Origin of the sequence: Acidovorax sp. SUPP2825 (genome assembly GCF_030158995.1) — a bacterium.
Classification (GTDB): domain Bacteria; phylum Pseudomonadota; class Gammaproteobacteria; order Burkholderiales; family Burkholderiaceae_C; genus Paracidovorax.
This window is the reverse complement of record NZ_BQXK01000013.1, coordinates 23,847-37,317: the sequence shown is the minus strand read 5'-3', so window position 1 is coordinate 37,317 and position 13,471 is coordinate 23,847. Positions and strand designations below refer to the sequence as shown.

The 13,471-nt window shown below is 62.8% G+C and carries 16 protein-coding genes; 12 read left to right on the top strand and 4 right to left on the bottom strand.

The features are described from left to right. Positions 1-16 precede the first annotated feature (16 nt). The 5 genes from AVAK2825_RS16700 (at position 17) to AVAK2825_RS16680 (ending at position 3,130) form a co-directional block, all read left to right on the top strand. Positions 17-349, top strand: a complete 333-nt coding sequence (locus AVAK2825_RS16700) for a YbaB/EbfC family nucleoid-associated protein (protein WP_272568985.1) — start codon at positions 17-19, stop codon at positions 347-349. 168 nt (positions 350-517) lie between these two features. Next, positions 518-1,108 (top strand): recombination mediator RecR, encoded by a 591-nt coding sequence (recR, locus tag AVAK2825_RS16695; protein ID WP_284400952.1) that lies wholly within the window; start codon positions 518-520, stop codon positions 1,106-1,108. A 65-nt stretch (positions 1,109-1,173) separates the two neighbouring features. After that, positions 1,174-1,578, top strand: a complete 405-nt coding sequence (locus tag AVAK2825_RS16690) for an MAPEG family protein (RefSeq protein ID WP_284400950.1) — start codon at positions 1,174-1,176, stop codon at positions 1,576-1,578. 169 nt (positions 1,579-1,747) lie between these two features. Further along, positions 1,748-2,800 carry an ABC transporter substrate-binding protein gene (locus AVAK2825_RS16685; protein WP_284400948.1) on the top strand — a complete coding sequence of 351 codons (1,053 nt, stop codon included), beginning with the start codon at positions 1,748-1,750 and terminating at the stop codon, positions 2,798-2,800. Between the two features lie 177 nt (positions 2,801-2,977). Further along, positions 2,978-3,130 carry a DUF3096 domain-containing protein gene (locus AVAK2825_RS16680; RefSeq protein ID WP_272547845.1) on the top strand — a complete coding sequence of 51 codons (153 nt, stop codon included), beginning with the start codon at positions 2,978-2,980 and terminating at the stop codon, positions 3,128-3,130. A gap of 90 nt (positions 3,131-3,220) precedes the next feature. On the opposite strand, the gene AVAK2825_RS16675 is transcribed toward AVAK2825_RS16680, so the two are convergent. The 4 genes from AVAK2825_RS16675 to AVAK2825_RS16660 form a co-directional block, all read right to left on the bottom strand. After that, a complete protein-coding gene (locus AVAK2825_RS16675) occupies positions 3,221-4,750 on the bottom strand; it encodes a transglycosylase SLT domain-containing protein (protein ID WP_284400941.1) in 1,530 nt (509 codons plus the stop codon). Next, positions 4,747-5,523 (bottom strand): hydroxyacylglutathione hydrolase, encoded by a 777-nt coding sequence (gene gloB / locus AVAK2825_RS16670; protein ID WP_284400939.1) that lies wholly within the window; start codon positions 5,521-5,523, stop codon positions 4,747-4,749. The genes AVAK2825_RS16675 and gloB overlap by 4 nt, the downstream gene beginning before the upstream one ends. 11 nt (positions 5,524-5,534) lie before the next feature. Further along, on the bottom strand, positions 5,535-5,750 hold the full coding sequence (locus tag AVAK2825_RS16665; RefSeq protein WP_284400935.1) for a hypothetical protein: 216 nt from the start codon (positions 5,748-5,750) through the stop codon (positions 5,535-5,537). 661 nt (positions 5,751-6,411) lie between these two features. After that, positions 6,412-6,639: a hypothetical protein gene (locus AVAK2825_RS16660; protein WP_284400933.1), complete on the bottom strand. Its 228-nt coding sequence runs from the start codon at positions 6,637-6,639 to the stop codon at positions 6,412-6,414. 454 nt (positions 6,640-7,093) lie between these two features. Here AVAK2825_RS16660 and AVAK2825_RS16655 point away from each other — a divergent pair, with 454 nt between their 5' ends. The 7 genes from AVAK2825_RS16655 to AVAK2825_RS16625 all read left to right on the top strand — a co-directional run bounded on the left by AVAK2825_RS16655 (position 7,094) and on the right by AVAK2825_RS16625 (position 13,461). Continuing rightward, positions 7,094-7,420, top strand: coding sequence for a hypothetical protein (locus AVAK2825_RS16655; protein ID WP_284400931.1), 327 nt, complete (start codon positions 7,094-7,096; stop codon positions 7,418-7,420). 469 nt (positions 7,421-7,889) lie between these two features. Next, positions 7,890-8,120 carry a major capsid protein gene (locus AVAK2825_RS16650; RefSeq protein ID WP_284400929.1) on the top strand — a complete coding sequence of 77 codons (231 nt, stop codon included), beginning with the start codon at positions 7,890-7,892 and terminating at the stop codon, positions 8,118-8,120. Between the two features lie 113 nt (positions 8,121-8,233). Further along, positions 8,234-9,787 (top strand): virulence factor TspB C-terminal domain-related protein, encoded by a 1,554-nt coding sequence (locus tag AVAK2825_RS16645; RefSeq protein ID WP_284400927.1) that lies wholly within the window; start codon positions 8,234-8,236, stop codon positions 9,785-9,787. A gap of 2 nt (positions 9,788-9,789) precedes the next feature. Beyond that, positions 9,790-10,089 carry a DUF2523 domain-containing protein gene (locus AVAK2825_RS16640; RefSeq protein WP_284400925.1) on the top strand — a complete coding sequence of 100 codons (300 nt, stop codon included), beginning with the start codon at positions 9,790-9,792 and terminating at the stop codon, positions 10,087-10,089. Continuing rightward, positions 10,089-11,279, top strand: coding sequence for a zonular occludens toxin domain-containing protein (locus AVAK2825_RS16635; RefSeq protein WP_284400923.1), 1,191 nt, complete (start codon positions 10,089-10,091; stop codon positions 11,277-11,279). Before AVAK2825_RS16640 ends, AVAK2825_RS16635 begins: the two co-directional genes overlap by 1 nt. Positions 11,280-11,649: 370 nt before the next feature. Beyond that, entirely contained in the window at positions 11,650-12,612 is a 963-nt protein-coding gene (locus AVAK2825_RS16630) for a rolling circle replication-associated protein (RefSeq protein ID WP_284400921.1), read from the top strand. 129 nt (positions 12,613-12,741) lie between these two features. Beyond that, positions 12,742-13,461, top strand: a complete 720-nt coding sequence (locus tag AVAK2825_RS16625) for a recombinase family protein (protein WP_349817179.1) — start codon at positions 12,742-12,744, stop codon at positions 13,459-13,461. The last annotated feature ends 10 nt before the right edge of the window (positions 13,462-13,471 follow it).

Here is a 13,471-nt window from a genome sequence, read left to right as displayed (position 1 = left end):
GAAAAGGAAAACTCACATGTTCAACAAGGGACAACTCGCCGGCCTCATGAAGCAGGCCCAGGCCATGCAGGACAACCTGAAGAAGGCCCAGGACGAACTCGGCAACATCGAAGTGGAAGGCGAATCCGGCGCGGGCCTGGTGAAGGTGCTCATGACCTGCAAGCACGACGTCAAGCGCGTGACCATCGACCCCAGCCTGTTGGCCGATGACAAGGACATGCTCGAAGACCTGGTGGCTGCCGCTTTCAATGCGGCCGTGCGCAAGGCCGAAGAAACCTCGCAGGAGAAGATGGGCAAGCTGACTGCGGGCATGCCGGGACTGCCTCCCGGAATGAAATTCCCTTTCTGAGACAGGCGGCCGTCCCAGTCCGTGCGACTGCAGCGGCTGGAGCGCCGGTGGATGGCTTGGACAGGGGCCGGATCGTTCGCTTGCCTTCCGTTTGCGGCCGCCGGGCTTGCCGCACCCTTTCCATGCCCTTCACGGGCATGTTTTCTTGATTCTTGAACGGCGCCTTGCATGTCCGACACCAATTCCCTCGATGCCCTGGTCCAGGCGCTGCGCCGCCTGCCGGGCGTGGGCGTGAAGTCGGCGCAGCGCATGGCCTTCCATCTGCTGCAGCACGACCGCGAAGGCGCCGAGGTGCTGTCGCGGGCGCTCCATGAGGCGACGGTGTCGGTGCACCACTGCGAACGCTGCCACACCTTCACCGAAGCCGCGGTGTGCGACACCTGCCTGGACCCGGAACGCGATGCCAGCCGGCTGGCCGTGGTGGAAACCCCGGCCGATCAGGCCGCGCTGGAGCGTACGGCGGCGTTTCGCGGGCTGTATTTCGTGCTCATGGGGCGGCTGTCGCCACTGGACGGGGTGGGTCCGAAGGACATCGGGCTGCAAAAGCTCATGGAGCGGGCCACCGATGGCGTGGTGCAGGAGGTGATCCTGGCCACCAATTTCACGGCCGAGGGCGAGGCCACGGCCTATGTCATCAGCGAGGCACTCAAGAGCCGGGGGCTGCACGTCACCCGGCTGGCCCGCGGCGTTCCGGTGGGCAGCGAACTGGAATACGTGGACCTGGGCACCATCGCGCATGCGCTGGTCGATCGCCGCTGACACTATAAAATTGATAGCTGCCAGCGCAATACTCAGTTGCGCTGGAGCATGAAAAGGCTTGAACCATGAATTCCCTGCATGTCGCGCATTTCACCGTCGCCTACTGGTGCGTGCTCCTGATGGCGCTGCTGCCCATAGTGTGCGCCCTGATCGCCAAGCGCGGCAGCTTCCAGGTGTCCGACAACCGCGATCCGCGAGGGTGGGCCTCCCGGCAGACCGACTGGCGCGCCCGCGCGCTGGCCGCGCAGTCCAACACCTTCGAGGCGCTGCCGTTCTTCATCGGTGCGGTGGTGATCGCGCACCAGTTGGGGGCCGGGCAGACGCTGCTGGATATCCTGGCGTTCCTCTTCGTGATGCTGCGCGTCTTCTACGTGATGATGTACGTGTCCGACCTGCCCACCGCCCGCAGCGCCGTGTGGCTGGGGGCGCTGGTGGTCAACATCGCCATTCTCTTCACCGGCTACCGCTGAGGCGGCGCCGCGGTCATGTCGCGGTGATCCACCTGCCTGGATCGCCCTGGCACCCATCCTATTAACCCGACTTTCCGTTCATGTCCCTCAGGGATTGCCCTGACGGGGCGGCTGCGCGCAGGTGGCACGATTGCTGCACTGCAGCATTTTCTTGAATTCGCTTTTTCCCATGGATTTTCCTCGCATCCGCCGCCGCCACTTCGGTACCTTGTCCGCCCTTTCGATGGCGGGCTGGGCGGGTGCGGATGCCTTGGCGGTGCCGTCGCCGTTCACGGCCGGGACCGGTCCGCTGCGGGTGGCGGTCGGGGGCTCGGGGCTGCTGTACCACCTGCCGCTGACCATCGCTCAGGAGCTGGGTTTCTTCCGGTCCGAGGGGCTGCACGTGGTGGTTCAGGACTACCCGGGCGGTGCCCTGGCCCTGCAGGCACTGCAGGACGGCGAGGCCGACGTGTGCTCGGGCGCCTACGACCACGTGCTGCGCCAGCAACTGCTGGGCCGCAGCTATTGCACCATCGTGCTGCAGGGGCGTGCGCCGCAGCTGGCTCTGGCGGCATCGGCGCGGGCCTGGCCTGTCAAGAGCGTGAGCCGCTTCAAAGGCATGCGCGTGGGCGTGTCGGCCCTGGGGTCTTCCACCCACCATGTGGCGCAATTGATGCTGTCGCGGGACGGCGCGCCGCTGGACGAGGTGTCCTTCGTCGGCGTGGGCTCCGCCCTCGGGGCGGTGGCCGCGCTGCGACAGGGGCGGGTGCATGCGCTGTGCCATGCCGACCCGATCGTTAGCGCGCTCGAGCAGCGCGCCGAGGTGCGGGTGATGTGCGACACGCGCTCGCTCAAAGGGTCGCAGGAGCTGTTCGGCGGCACCATGCCGGCCGCCAGCCTCTATGCGCCGCAGTCGTTCGTGCAAAAGCAGCCGGCCCGCTCGCAGGCCCTGGCCAACGCCATGGTCCATGCCCTCAAATGGCTGCAGACGGCCAGCCCGGCCGACCTGGTGCGCGCCGTGCCGTCCGGCTACCTGCTGGGCGAGCGGGGCGCCTACCTAGCGGCATTCCACAAGGTGCGCGACACCTTCTCGCCCGACGGCCTCATGCCCGATGACGGCCCGGCCAACGCGGCGCGGGTGGTGGCCCGCCTGCGATCCGAACTGGCGCCGCTCAAGATCGATCTGGGGCGCACGTTCACGAACGAATTCGCGCGCAAGGCCAAGCAGAAGTTCAACGCCTGAAGGGTGGGGGGCACACGGTGCCGTGCCGGGGGCGGCCGGCACTTTGGCTGAACTGTCCGACACACGGCGGCAAGGGTGTGGCGCTAGAGTCGACGGGGCGCCGACGGCGGTCTTGCCACGGCGCTGCAACGCACCGATTGCGCTCCTTCATTCCATCACTCCAACAAGGATCTTTCCATGTCGCTGAACCTCAGTATCGGCCCCCTCGTTTCCCTGATCGCAGGCATCCTGATCCTGGTCATGCCCCGCCTGCTGAATTACATCGTGGCCCTGTACCTCATCGTGATGGGCGTGCTGGGACTGGTCGGCATGCACAACCTGCGCCTCTGAAGCGCATGCTTGCCGGGCCGCCCCGCGCCAGCGCTGGACGGCCAGCCTCGCCGGGGCGATGCCTTGATTCGGCCCAGCCCGGCCTGCCGCTCAGCGCTTCTTGCGCGAGGGCGTTCCACCCTTGCGGGTGGGGGCCGCAGGGGCCTTGGCGCCTCGCGTGGAGGTCTGCTTGATGGCCGGGCGCGCGGACGAGGTGGCGGCCAGCTTCACCGGCAGATACATCACGACCTGCTGGCCGGCCTTGAAAGCGGCGTTGGCCTTGACGTCGTTCCATTCGGCCACGTTGGCGGCGCTCACCTTGTAGCGGTTGGCGATGCTGGCGACCGAGTCGCGCTTGCCGGCGCGCACCGTGGTGCGCCGCGTGACGATTTCCGGCGTGAAAGCGACCTGCCCGTTGTCTGCCACCTGGCTGGACACGTCCTGGCGCGTGGTGGTGGCGCGGGGCACCATCAGGGCCGAGCCCGCCTTGATCATCATGCGTGGCGGAATGCGGTTCACGCTGCGCAGGTCGTTCTCGCTCATGCCGACGCGTTGGGCGGCGGTCGCCACCGTCATGGTGGTGGGCACGCTCCAGACCGTCCAGCTGGCGTACTGGCCTTCGCGGTGGGCTTCCAGGTTCTTGAGGAACACCTTGGCGTTGTCCCAGGGCAGCAGGATTTGCGGCATGCCCGCGGCCAGGATCACGGGGCGGTGCAGCGAGGGGTTGAGCGCGCGGAAGTCCTCTTCGCGCACCCCGGCCAGGCTGGCCACCAGCGAGACATCGATGTCGTGCGTGATGTCCACCGTCTGGAAGTAGGGGTGGTTTTCGATGAGCGGCAATTCGGTGCGAAACGCCTGCGGGTTGGCGACGATGTTCTTCACCGCCTGCAGCTTGGGCACGTACATGCGGGTTTCGGCCGGCATGGTGAGTTCGGTGTAGCTGGTGCCCAGGCCCAGCTTCTGGTTGCGGGCGATGGCCCGGCTCACGCTGCCTTCGCCCCAGTTGTAGGCGGCCAATGCCAGGTGCCAGTCGCCGAACATGCCGTACAGGCGCTGCAGGTAGTCGAGCGCGGCGCGCGTGGAGGCCAGCACGTCGCGGCGGTCGTCGCGGAAGGCGTTCTGCTTGAGCTGGTAGTCGCTGCCGGTGGCCGGCATGAACTGCCACATGCCGGCGGCCTTGGCGCTGGAGACGGCCTGCGGATTGAAGGCGCTCTCGATGTAGGGCAGCAGGGCCAGCTCGGTGGGCATCCCCCGCAGTTCGAGCTCTTCGACGATGTGGAACAGGTATTTGCTCGAGCGCTCGGTCATGCGCTGCATGTAGTCGGGGCGCGTGGCATACCACTGCTCGCGGTCGCGCACGAGGTCCTGGTCCAGGTCGGGCATGGCGAAACCGCGGCGGATGCGGTCCCACAGGTCGGAGGGCGCGTAGAGCGATGCCACCTCGCCGTTGCTGGCCTGCACGGCCGAGATCGGCTGCAGCGGCCCGGAGGGGATCAGGGGGGTGTGGGAAGAAGACGAGGTGTCGGTGGTGGCCGGCGCAGAACCGTCCTTGTTCGCGGCGCTTCCGGGCGACGTGCCTTGCGTGGCGCAGCCGGTGAGCCAGACCACGCTTGCCAGGCCCAGGATGTGCAAAATTTTCATTGAAACTCGTTTTTCCATTGGCGCAGCGCCGCGAGAACGGCCACTGCATCTTGGGGATCGACCTGCGCATCGAAGGCCCGGGCGGCCTGGGCCACCGTGGGTTGCCGCGTGCGCAGGAAAGGGTTGATGTCGCGCTCGGTGGCCAGGCGCGAGGGCAGCGTGGGCCGGCCCTGCTGCCGCAGCGCCTCGCAGTCGCGGGTGTATTGCCGCAACGCCCCGTTGCCGGGCTCCACCGCCCGGGCGAACTTCAGGTTGGACAGCGTGTACTCGTGTGCACAGCACACACGGGTGTCGCCCGGCAGCGCGGCCAGGGTGTCGAGCGACGCCTGCATCTGCGCGGGCGTGCCTTCGAACAGCCGGCCGCAGCCGCCGGAAAAGAGGGTGTCCCCGCAGAACAGCACGGGGGCGCCGTTCACATCGGGGGCGTAGTAGGCGATGTGCCCCGCCGTGTGGCCGGGCACGTCGAAAACCTGAAAGCGCAGGCCCAGCACCTCGGCCGTGTCGCCCTGCACCAGGCGGGCGATGGGCTCGGGCACGGTTTCGTGCGCGGGTCCGAAGACGCGGGCGCCAGTGGCCTCGCGCAGCGCCGGCACGCCGCCGACATGATCGGCGTGGTGGTGCGTGACTAGAATCGCCTGCAATGGCAGGTCCAGGGTTTGCAATGCCTGCAACACCGGGCCCGCTTCTCCCGGATCGACCACGACCGCAGCCTGCGCGTCGTGCAGCATCCAGATGTAGTTGTCGGTAAAGGCGGGCAGCGGCAGCAAGTTCATGAGCGATGAAATTATGGGTTCCTCGCCATTGCTGCTATGCCCCACACCCTCGCTGCAGCGGGGTTCTTCATGACCTCTAGCTCGCATATCGTTTCCTCAAACGGCAGTTCGGCCTTATCTGAGTAGTACTTCACCTCGGTGGGGGTCAAGCTGCAGCTACCTGCTTTTAGTTTGGTGATCCGGGTTTTGTTGTAGCCAAGCTCTGCGGCCATGGCTTGCAGTTCCATCCCGCTTCTATCTTTAGCAAGATCAATCAACCTTGCTGGAGTAATAGGCATATTCAATAGCATATTTCTGCTCCCAGTGGCATAATTTGGTTACTGCTACTGATAACCCGTAACGGTTACCGGTAACGGTTTTAGTTTACCACCCTTCCCCGCGCCCGTAAGGGCTACTGCCAGAAGCAGCGGGGATTGACAGTGACAAGCCCTGGAATGGGCTGGCATCGGTGTCGAAAGCGGCCCGGCTGGTGTGGTGATTGGTCGATCCCTCATGGAGCTACCCATGCTGCATTCTGTCTCTTCGGATTTCCCTGCCGTCTACGCTGCCGAATTCTTCGGTGCTGAGGCGGCTAATGATTGCACTCCCCCTGCTGTTCCGGTGCCTGATCCCAGCGCGGATGCTGGATTGGTAGCTCAGTCCAGCGGCAGCAGTGGGGGGTGCATTCCGTTTGTTGGCCCTTGGGAGGCGCATCGTCCTGCTGGCGGTCTGCGTGATGACGCCTACGACTGTTACCTGACGCCCGAATGGGCTTGCGGTGGTATGGATGCGCCGCGTGACATGCCAAGTGGTGGCCATTCGGCTTACGTCTCTGGGCCTGTTGGCAGTCCTTGGGCGACTGTCTACGCTGACGGCTATGTGTGTCGTCACTGGTGCTGACATGAGCCGTCACCTTTCCGCGCGCATCGGCGGTAGCTCGTCTCCCGTCGCCCTGCTGATCTCTACTGTCCGTTGCCATCTGTCCCCAAGCCTGGATTCGTTGATGCCGTCCCGGATCGCGCATTTGATGACCACGTATGTGATCCATATCCCAATGATCAGCGCTATCAATTGGATAGCGAAAAAGAATAGCGCGGCGCGCGTTAACTCCGTCTGGAATGCTTGCAGGGTCTGCATTTTTGGTGTTCCTCCGGCGTCGATGTTATCCGTTGGGTCTGGGGCGTGATATGGCGTCAAACCTCGATCTAAACGACAAGCTCGTTAAGCGCGGTCTAACCGTGTCCTGGCACGGCTACCGGGCCACTGTGCAGCGTGTTCGCACTGGTCGCTGCCTTGTCCAGTTTGCTGCTGCGCAGGGTGGGTTGCTTACCTCTGCCGAATTGGCTGTCAAGTGGCTCTCTTGCGCCTCTGTTCAGGTGGTGCAGCCATGAAGGACAGGCCTCCGGATTCGGTCCTCGTGGCGTTCGTCCTGTTTTACAGCCTGTGTTTTTTCCTTTACTTCTGCTGCCAGGACCCTTTTTTTCCCTGAGTGTTTAGCTGGGCTAAACAGTCCGGCCGTTCTGTGATGCCTCCCCCGGTGGCATCCCAGAGCGCTAATGCTCGTAACCAGCCACATAAAGGCGTACTCACCATGGCATACACCAGCACCATCCAAATCCTCAAGGTCGAGGTCCAGCACTCCAAGAAATTGGACCCCAACACTCAGAAGCCTTACGAATCGACCATTGCCCGCACGGCACTCCTGAACGATGACGGCGAACTCGAAACCGTCGGCCGTCTGCGCGTCCCCCGCGATCTGGTGGACCTCGCCAAGGTGGGCACCTACCGTGCCACCTTTGCGCTGTCGGTGCCCGATTACGGCGAATTCAAGGGCGATGTGGTGAGCATCCTCACCGGTCTCGTCCCTGTCCCTCCTGCCCGCCAAGCTGCGCCGGCTCCTGCGCCTGCTAAGGCCTAAGCCATGAGTGTCCAAGAGCTTGAAGCTCTCGCCTATGCCGTGGCAAAGCTGGCGTTCGCCTTTGGTTTCCTTGGCGCAATGTCCTGGTCCTTGCTCGCTGTCCTGTGGGATGGACTTTGCGATGTGTTCGCCTCTTGGGAGGATCGTCGTCAGCGTGTTTGGCATGCCCGCATGCGTTTCCAGTGCGGTCCGCTCCTGATGCCTGGGGCGCCCCGCTGGCTGCGTGCTGTGTATGCCCGCGCTCTCAGAGTGCGCCATGGCTGACCCGACCACCATCGAATGCGCCGCTGCTTGCACGGTCACGGTGGTGCATGAATTAAGTCTCCCCCCGCTGCAGTTGTCTCCAGCGGAGGGAGCCGCAATCGCAAGTGCTGTGCTTGTGATCTGGGCCATTGGCTGGGTGTTCCGCCAGCTAATCAGGATGGTCCAGCCGTCTCACAGCGATCCTCAACTACCTGAAAGGTAAACCATGCAAGTTCGTGAAAAGTTCGCCTCTGCCAAGGCCAAGACCGCCGCTGCCGTGGCTCTCGCAACCGCTGCCGTCATGGCATCCCCTATGGCTCAAGCGGCCATCGATGTGACCCCTACGGTGACCGAAATCGGCGAGGCCAAGGCGCCTATCGGCCTGATCGGCCTCGCTGTCCTGGGCGTCCTCGTGGCACTGGCCACCTTCGCCTGGGTCCGCCGTTCGGTGAAGTGATCCGTGTGTCCTCGGTCTGCAGGCCGGGGACCTTTTTGCATAGCGTCACTGGTGGCGCTGCGCAAAGGGGGCGTCGTGGGACTATTTGTAATCATTGCCGTGCTGGGGGCCGCATGGCTAATCTTTTCCGCCTGATCGTCCTGTTGATGGTTGCGCTCTTTGGCGGCTTGGTGCACGCGCAAACTGGCGCTGAGCCTGCTCGTATCTCGACGTGCAGCCACTATGCGAGCAACCCGACTTGTAAAGCTCCTGGCCCTTTTGATGGCTGGTACCTCGCCAAGACCGACCAGTCTCAGCCGAATCCGGACATCGTTTTTTCCTATGCCTTTTGCCGCGTTGGCACTGCATTGACTGTCGAGGCTTCCGGCGTATATATGTGCGTCCCTAAGCAGTGCGAGGCAGGCGCCGAGTTGGTCAACGGCCAGTGCCAGTGCAAGGAGGGCTTCGAATCAAAGGATGGTGCTTGCGTCAAAAAGCCCGACGACAAGTGCCCCGAGGGCCAGATAAAGGACGCCTCCGGGGCCTGCGTGCCCGACCCCAAGAACAAGACCGACGACCAGCGCTGTGCTGATGCGGCGGTGATGCACAACGCTGTCGGTGTCGATCGCGTGGGCCGCATCGGCGGTAAGCAACCCCTCGGCGAGGAAATGGGCGTATGCCGAAATTCCGGGGTCACGGGTGGCAGTGGTCAGCCTCTCGGCTGCATGCATCGCTTCACCGGCGAGGTAGCTTTTCAGACGCCCAACGGTTGGATCACGGAGGGCGAGTCTTGGGCCAATAACACCAATGCCTCCGGCACGACTGCAGGCCTCGCCTGCGCTCTTGGCTTGGAGAAAGACCCCAACAACCCTGCTGACGCCGATAAGGCCCCCGAAGCGAACAAGCCTCCCAAGGACTGCCGCGGCGGATTCACCGGCTCGGTGAACGGCGTCAACGTCTGCGTGGATCGCGCCAGCACCAACACCAACGGCGTTGATTGGACCCGCATCACCGATGGCGATGGTAAGCAGGTCGACATCCGCACCGATGTCAATTGCACCGGTGACCGGTGCTTGATCAGTCAAAGCAAAAAGCCAGTCGATGGCGGCGCCACGGTCACCACGCAAACCAGTGTCGACCGCACCCAGTTCTGCAGGCAGAACCCCAAGAACCCGGTGTGTGGTACGGCTACCGGTGCGTCCACCAACAACGGCAACGGCACCACTGGGGGCAACACCGGCGGCAACGGCAATGGCAATGGCAATGGGGACGGCGACAAGGAACCTAGCTCGTTCGGCGGCAGTTGCGGTGCCTTCACCTGTGAAGGCGACGCCATCCAGTGCGCGATTGCCAAAGAACAGCACAAGCGCGCTTGCGAGATGTTCGATGCCAAGGACACACCGGAAATGAAGCTGGTCGATGCTGCTCGCGCGCTCGATGGCAAGGGCAAGGTCACTGGATCACTGGAGGGCAATCGTGAAGTGGACTTGTCTACCGTCATCAGCACGCGGGATCAGTTTCTAGGCGGCGGCGGCTCTTGCCCTGCCGATACCACTGTCACTTTGCCCGGTGGCGGTTCCTTCGTGATCTCCTGGGCCTCGGTGTGTCCGGTCCTGGTTCTCATGGGTCATGTGCTGGTCATCTTGTCCTCGATTTCCGCCGCCTTCATCGTGCTCAAACGGGAGTAACCATGCCTGCTTTCATCCCCATGATCGGAGGGCTGCTGCTCTCCCTCGTTGCCGGCTTTGTCGGCCGTACCCTGGCCTCCTTGGGCCTGTCGGTGGTCACCTATGTGGGCATATCCAAGGCCCTCGATTTTCTCAAGGACTTGATCGTTCAGAGCTTGGCGCATCTGCCTGCGGTCGTGGTCCAGTTGCTCACTCTCATGAAGGTCGGGACGGCCCTGTCCATCGTCTTCAGCGCCATGTTCGCCAGCATGCTGCTGAACGGCCTCAACAGTGACACTTTCAAGCGCTGGGTGCTGAACTGATGCTGTACCTAATCACTGGCGCCAACGGCGCAGGCAAGACCCTCAATGTGCTCAAGTGGGTCCGCGAACGGCAGGTCAAGGAAACCCGCCCGGTGTGCTTCAACGGTCGGTTTGAGGTGGTCGAAGATGGTGAACTCAAGGACTGGAAAAAGATTGACTTCAAGGACTGGCAGGCCGAGCCCGACGGGACCATCTTTTTTGTGGACGAATGCCACAACGATCTGCCCAACCGCCCCACCGGCGCTGTGGTTCCTGATCACGTCAAGATGCTAGCGGAGCATCGCAGGCGTGGCTTTGACTTCTACTTGATCAGCCAGCACCCCGGCAACATCGATAGCTTCGTGCGCCGGCTGATCGGCTCCCCTGGGTGGCATCGCCACCTCAAGCGAACCTTCGGCGGCTCCAGTCTGGTGAGTTGCATTCAGTGGGATGCCGTCAATCCGAACTGCGAGCGCAACGGGTCGGGCAGCACGGGCGAGGTCACCATGGTGCCTTTCCCGAAGCACGTCTTCGGTTGGTACCGCTCGGCCAGTTTGCATACTGCCAAGGTCCGTATTCCCAAGGCGCTGTGGATCGGCTTGGCGGCCGTCGCAACAGTGGTTGTCGCGGGCTACTTTGGTATTGCATCGCTCAAAGCCAAGTCGGGCATTGCAGACAAGCCAGCGACTGCTGCAGCCGGGTCCCAGTCTGCGGCTGCAGACATGCCGATGTTCGGCGGCTCCGGTCGTGATCGCAAGCCCATGACGGCCCTTGAATACCTGCAGGACCGCAAGCCGCGATTGCCAGACTTTCCCCACACGTCGCCCGTCTATGACGGTGTGACCCAGCCCACGGTGGCCCCGTACCCTGCCGCCTGTGTGCAGATGGGCTCCAAGTGCAAGTGCTATACCCAGCAAGCCACGCTCATGCAGGTAACCGCCTCGGTCTGCGAACAGATCGTGAGACAGGGCTACTTTGTAGACTGGGCCCAGCACCAGCAGGGCCCCCAGCCGGCCCAGCAGCAGGTGCAATTGCAGATGCCGCAGGGTATCCAGCAGCCGCAGCAATTGCAGCCGCTCCAGGCCCGCACGGTGCCATTGCCGGCGCCCGTGCAACCGCAGGAAGGTCTGATCACTCCTGAGCAGTTGTCCTCTGCCCTGGCCGTGCGCAACCCAGCCTATGCAGGTCTCCCCCGTGTGTCCACTCGCTGAGCCTGTGCTGCGCTCCTTTCTGGAGACAAACCGGGGACCCGCCAAAGGCCGAATAGGCCGTCGAGCGCAGCGAGCTTGGTGGGGGCGGGGTATGGGGTGCCACACCCCATGTCAACACTCATGCGACCCGTACCCCATGCCATGGGGCCGGTTCTTGATCGCTCAACGGATGGCTGTTTCAGGAGGCTGCGGCACGTGCGGCCCGGCGCAAGCGGAGCGCGACGGGCCGCGCGGAGCGCGGCCTAGATTTATCCCATAAACACTTTGGAACACGTAGGCACAAGCGCCTCGCGAATGTCAGAAAAAGGTGATCCCGGCAACGGCTGCAACCGTCCCGGGATCGTGATGTCAACCACAACGACTGGTCAACATGATCCGCATTGTCTCTGAAACGAATCCGACTGCAAGGCACACCCCTGCTGAACTGCTGCAGATGCACCGCCAAGGCATCCCCCTGGTACCTTTTGAAGGCAAGACCGGTGACGGTATCAACCTCAAGGCCCATGACCTCGGTCATGGTTACACTGAAATCACGGGCTCGGCTCCCACCGTCTGGGAAGAACTGGATTGGTCCTCCATGGTCCTGGAGCACTACCTTGAAGCTGCTGTCCAGCATCGCGAGGAAAACGCCGATGAGCTGCGCGAAAAGGCCCTCACCATCGCTGCCAATCGGGCCAAGGTGAAGGTACGCAAGCTGTGCAAGGCCATGGGTGCCGATACCCTCTTGACCCTGACCTATTGGGCCAATGAAACCGACCTCCAGCGGTCCAAAAAGGACCTCAAGGAATTTGTCCGCAGGCTTCGCCGAGTGATGCCCGAATTCCGCGCGGTGGCGGTGTATGAGCATCAGGCCCGTGGCGCGTTGCACTGGCACATGGCCACGGCCAACATACCGGCAACCTTCACCCGAACGGCCGACAACGGCCAGCCCTGCAAGGTTAAGAGCTTTGACGTGATCCGCGCCATCTGGCGCTCAGTGACGAAGGAGCGCAAAGGCAATATCGACATTGCCCGTCGCAAGGCCAATAGCCGCAAGAGCCCTGCGCAGATTGCCTCCTACATTGCCAAGTACATCGTCAAGGCGTTCCGCGATGGGCAGGCATTCAGCAACCGCTACAGCGCCTTTGGTGACTTCGATATCCCGCAACCGGTTTCAATGGGCTACTACCCCTCGCTCCGTGATGCCTGGGCCGCTGCATACGGCTGTGTCCTCGATGCCCAGCAGGTAGTGCTAGAGCGCCTTTCGCATTTCAAGGACTGGTTCGTCCTGCACGCGGAGATGCCCAAAAAGGCCCGCAGCCGGCTCGTTCCACTGGAGGTGGTCCATGCCTAAGCAGCATCCTCAATCGCAAATCGTTACCGGAAACACCAGCGCTGCCAGAGTCGCGGCGCATCGGTCCCAGCATGAGCGGTTGGATGTGTCCGTGTCTCTCAAGATGGGAGCCACGATTGCGGACATAGCATGTTTTTACGGCTGCACGAAAGCCGAAGTGGTCCGGTCAATGCTGCGGTGGGCTGCTGCGAACCGGGATTGGAAAAAGCAAGGCTTGATATGGAGGGATTGACGATGGGGCGATTGGTCGGTTACGCGAGGGTGTCCACACGGGAGCAGGAAACTAGATTGCAACTCGATGCATTGAATCGCGCTGGTGTGGATGTGGTTTTTCAGGAAAAGGCCAGTGGCGTTAGTCATCGGCCAGTTCTTCGCGAGTGTTTAGCTGGCATGCACACTGGGGACGTTTTTGTGTTCTGGCGCCTTGATCGTGTTGCCCGGTCACTCATTGATTTGCTGGCTATACATGATGATCTGCGCGGTAGAGGTGTGGCTCTGCGCTCGTTGACCGAGCCCTTTGATACCACCACACCTTGGGGCGTTTGTGCGTTTCAAACCCTTGGTGCGTTTGCTCAGCTTGAGCGATCCACGATTCGTGAACGTGTCGTTGCTGGGCAGGTCGCTCACATTGCCCGTGGTGGTAGTCACGGTCGGCCACGCACACTAGACCCTGTGGCTGTAGCGCGGGTGCAGTCGTTGCAAGCGTCTGGTTTTACTCAGGCTGCTATTGCGCGTGAGATGGGGTGCAGCCGTGCTGTTGTTGACCGAATCATGAATCCATGGCGCCCTCGGTATCAACCTCAAAGACCTGTTCTTGGGCCTCTGCTGGCACAATCTTTTCCCCGATGACATGCTCCGA

Excerpts from the sequence above, each read along its gene's own strand:
- AVAK2825_RS16680 (WP_272547845.1), top strand. The coding sequence starts at position 2,978 with ATGTCGCTGAACCTCAGTATCGGCCCCCTCGTTTCCCTGATCGCAGGC.
- AVAK2825_RS16675 (WP_284400941.1), bottom strand. The coding sequence starts at position 4,750 with ATGAAAATTTTGCACATCCTGGGCCTGGCAAGCGTGGTCTGGCTCACC.
- AVAK2825_RS16665 (WP_284400935.1), bottom strand. The coding sequence starts at position 5,750 with ATGGAACTGCAAGCCATGGCCGCAGAGCTTGGCTACAACAAAACCCGG.
- gloB (WP_284400939.1), bottom strand. The coding sequence starts at position 5,523 with ATGAACTTGCTGCCGCTGCCCGCCTTTACCGACAACTACATCTGGATG.
- AVAK2825_RS16645 (WP_284400927.1), top strand. The coding sequence starts at position 8,234 with ATGGCTAATCTTTTCCGCCTGATCGTCCTGTTGATGGTTGCGCTCTTT.
- AVAK2825_RS16690 (WP_284400950.1), top strand. The coding sequence starts at position 1,174 with ATGAATTCCCTGCATGTCGCGCATTTCACCGTCGCCTACTGGTGCGTG.
- AVAK2825_RS16685 (WP_284400948.1), top strand. The coding sequence starts at position 1,748 with ATGGATTTTCCTCGCATCCGCCGCCGCCACTTCGGTACCTTGTCCGCC.
- AVAK2825_RS16655 (WP_284400931.1), top strand. The coding sequence starts at position 7,094 with ATGGCATACACCAGCACCATCCAAATCCTCAAGGTCGAGGTCCAGCAC.
- AVAK2825_RS16635 (WP_284400923.1), top strand. The coding sequence starts at position 10,089 with ATGCTGTACCTAATCACTGGCGCCAACGGCGCAGGCAAGACCCTCAAT.
- AVAK2825_RS16660 (WP_284400933.1), bottom strand. The coding sequence starts at position 6,639 with ATGCAGACCCTGCAAGCATTCCAGACGGAGTTAACGCGCGCCGCGCTA.
- AVAK2825_RS16650 (WP_284400929.1), top strand. The coding sequence starts at position 7,890 with ATGCAAGTTCGTGAAAAGTTCGCCTCTGCCAAGGCCAAGACCGCCGCT.
- recR (WP_284400952.1), top strand. The coding sequence starts at position 518 with ATGTCCGACACCAATTCCCTCGATGCCCTGGTCCAGGCGCTGCGCCGC.
- AVAK2825_RS16625 (WP_349817179.1), top strand. The coding sequence starts at position 12,742 with ATGTTTTTACGGCTGCACGAAAGCCGAAGTGGTCCGGTCAATGCTGCG.
- AVAK2825_RS16630 (WP_284400921.1), top strand. The coding sequence starts at position 11,650 with ATGATCCGCATTGTCTCTGAAACGAATCCGACTGCAAGGCACACCCCT.
- AVAK2825_RS16640 (WP_284400925.1), top strand. The coding sequence starts at position 9,790 with ATGCCTGCTTTCATCCCCATGATCGGAGGGCTGCTGCTCTCCCTCGTT.
- AVAK2825_RS16700 (WP_272568985.1), top strand. The coding sequence starts at position 17 with ATGTTCAACAAGGGACAACTCGCCGGCCTCATGAAGCAGGCCCAGGCC.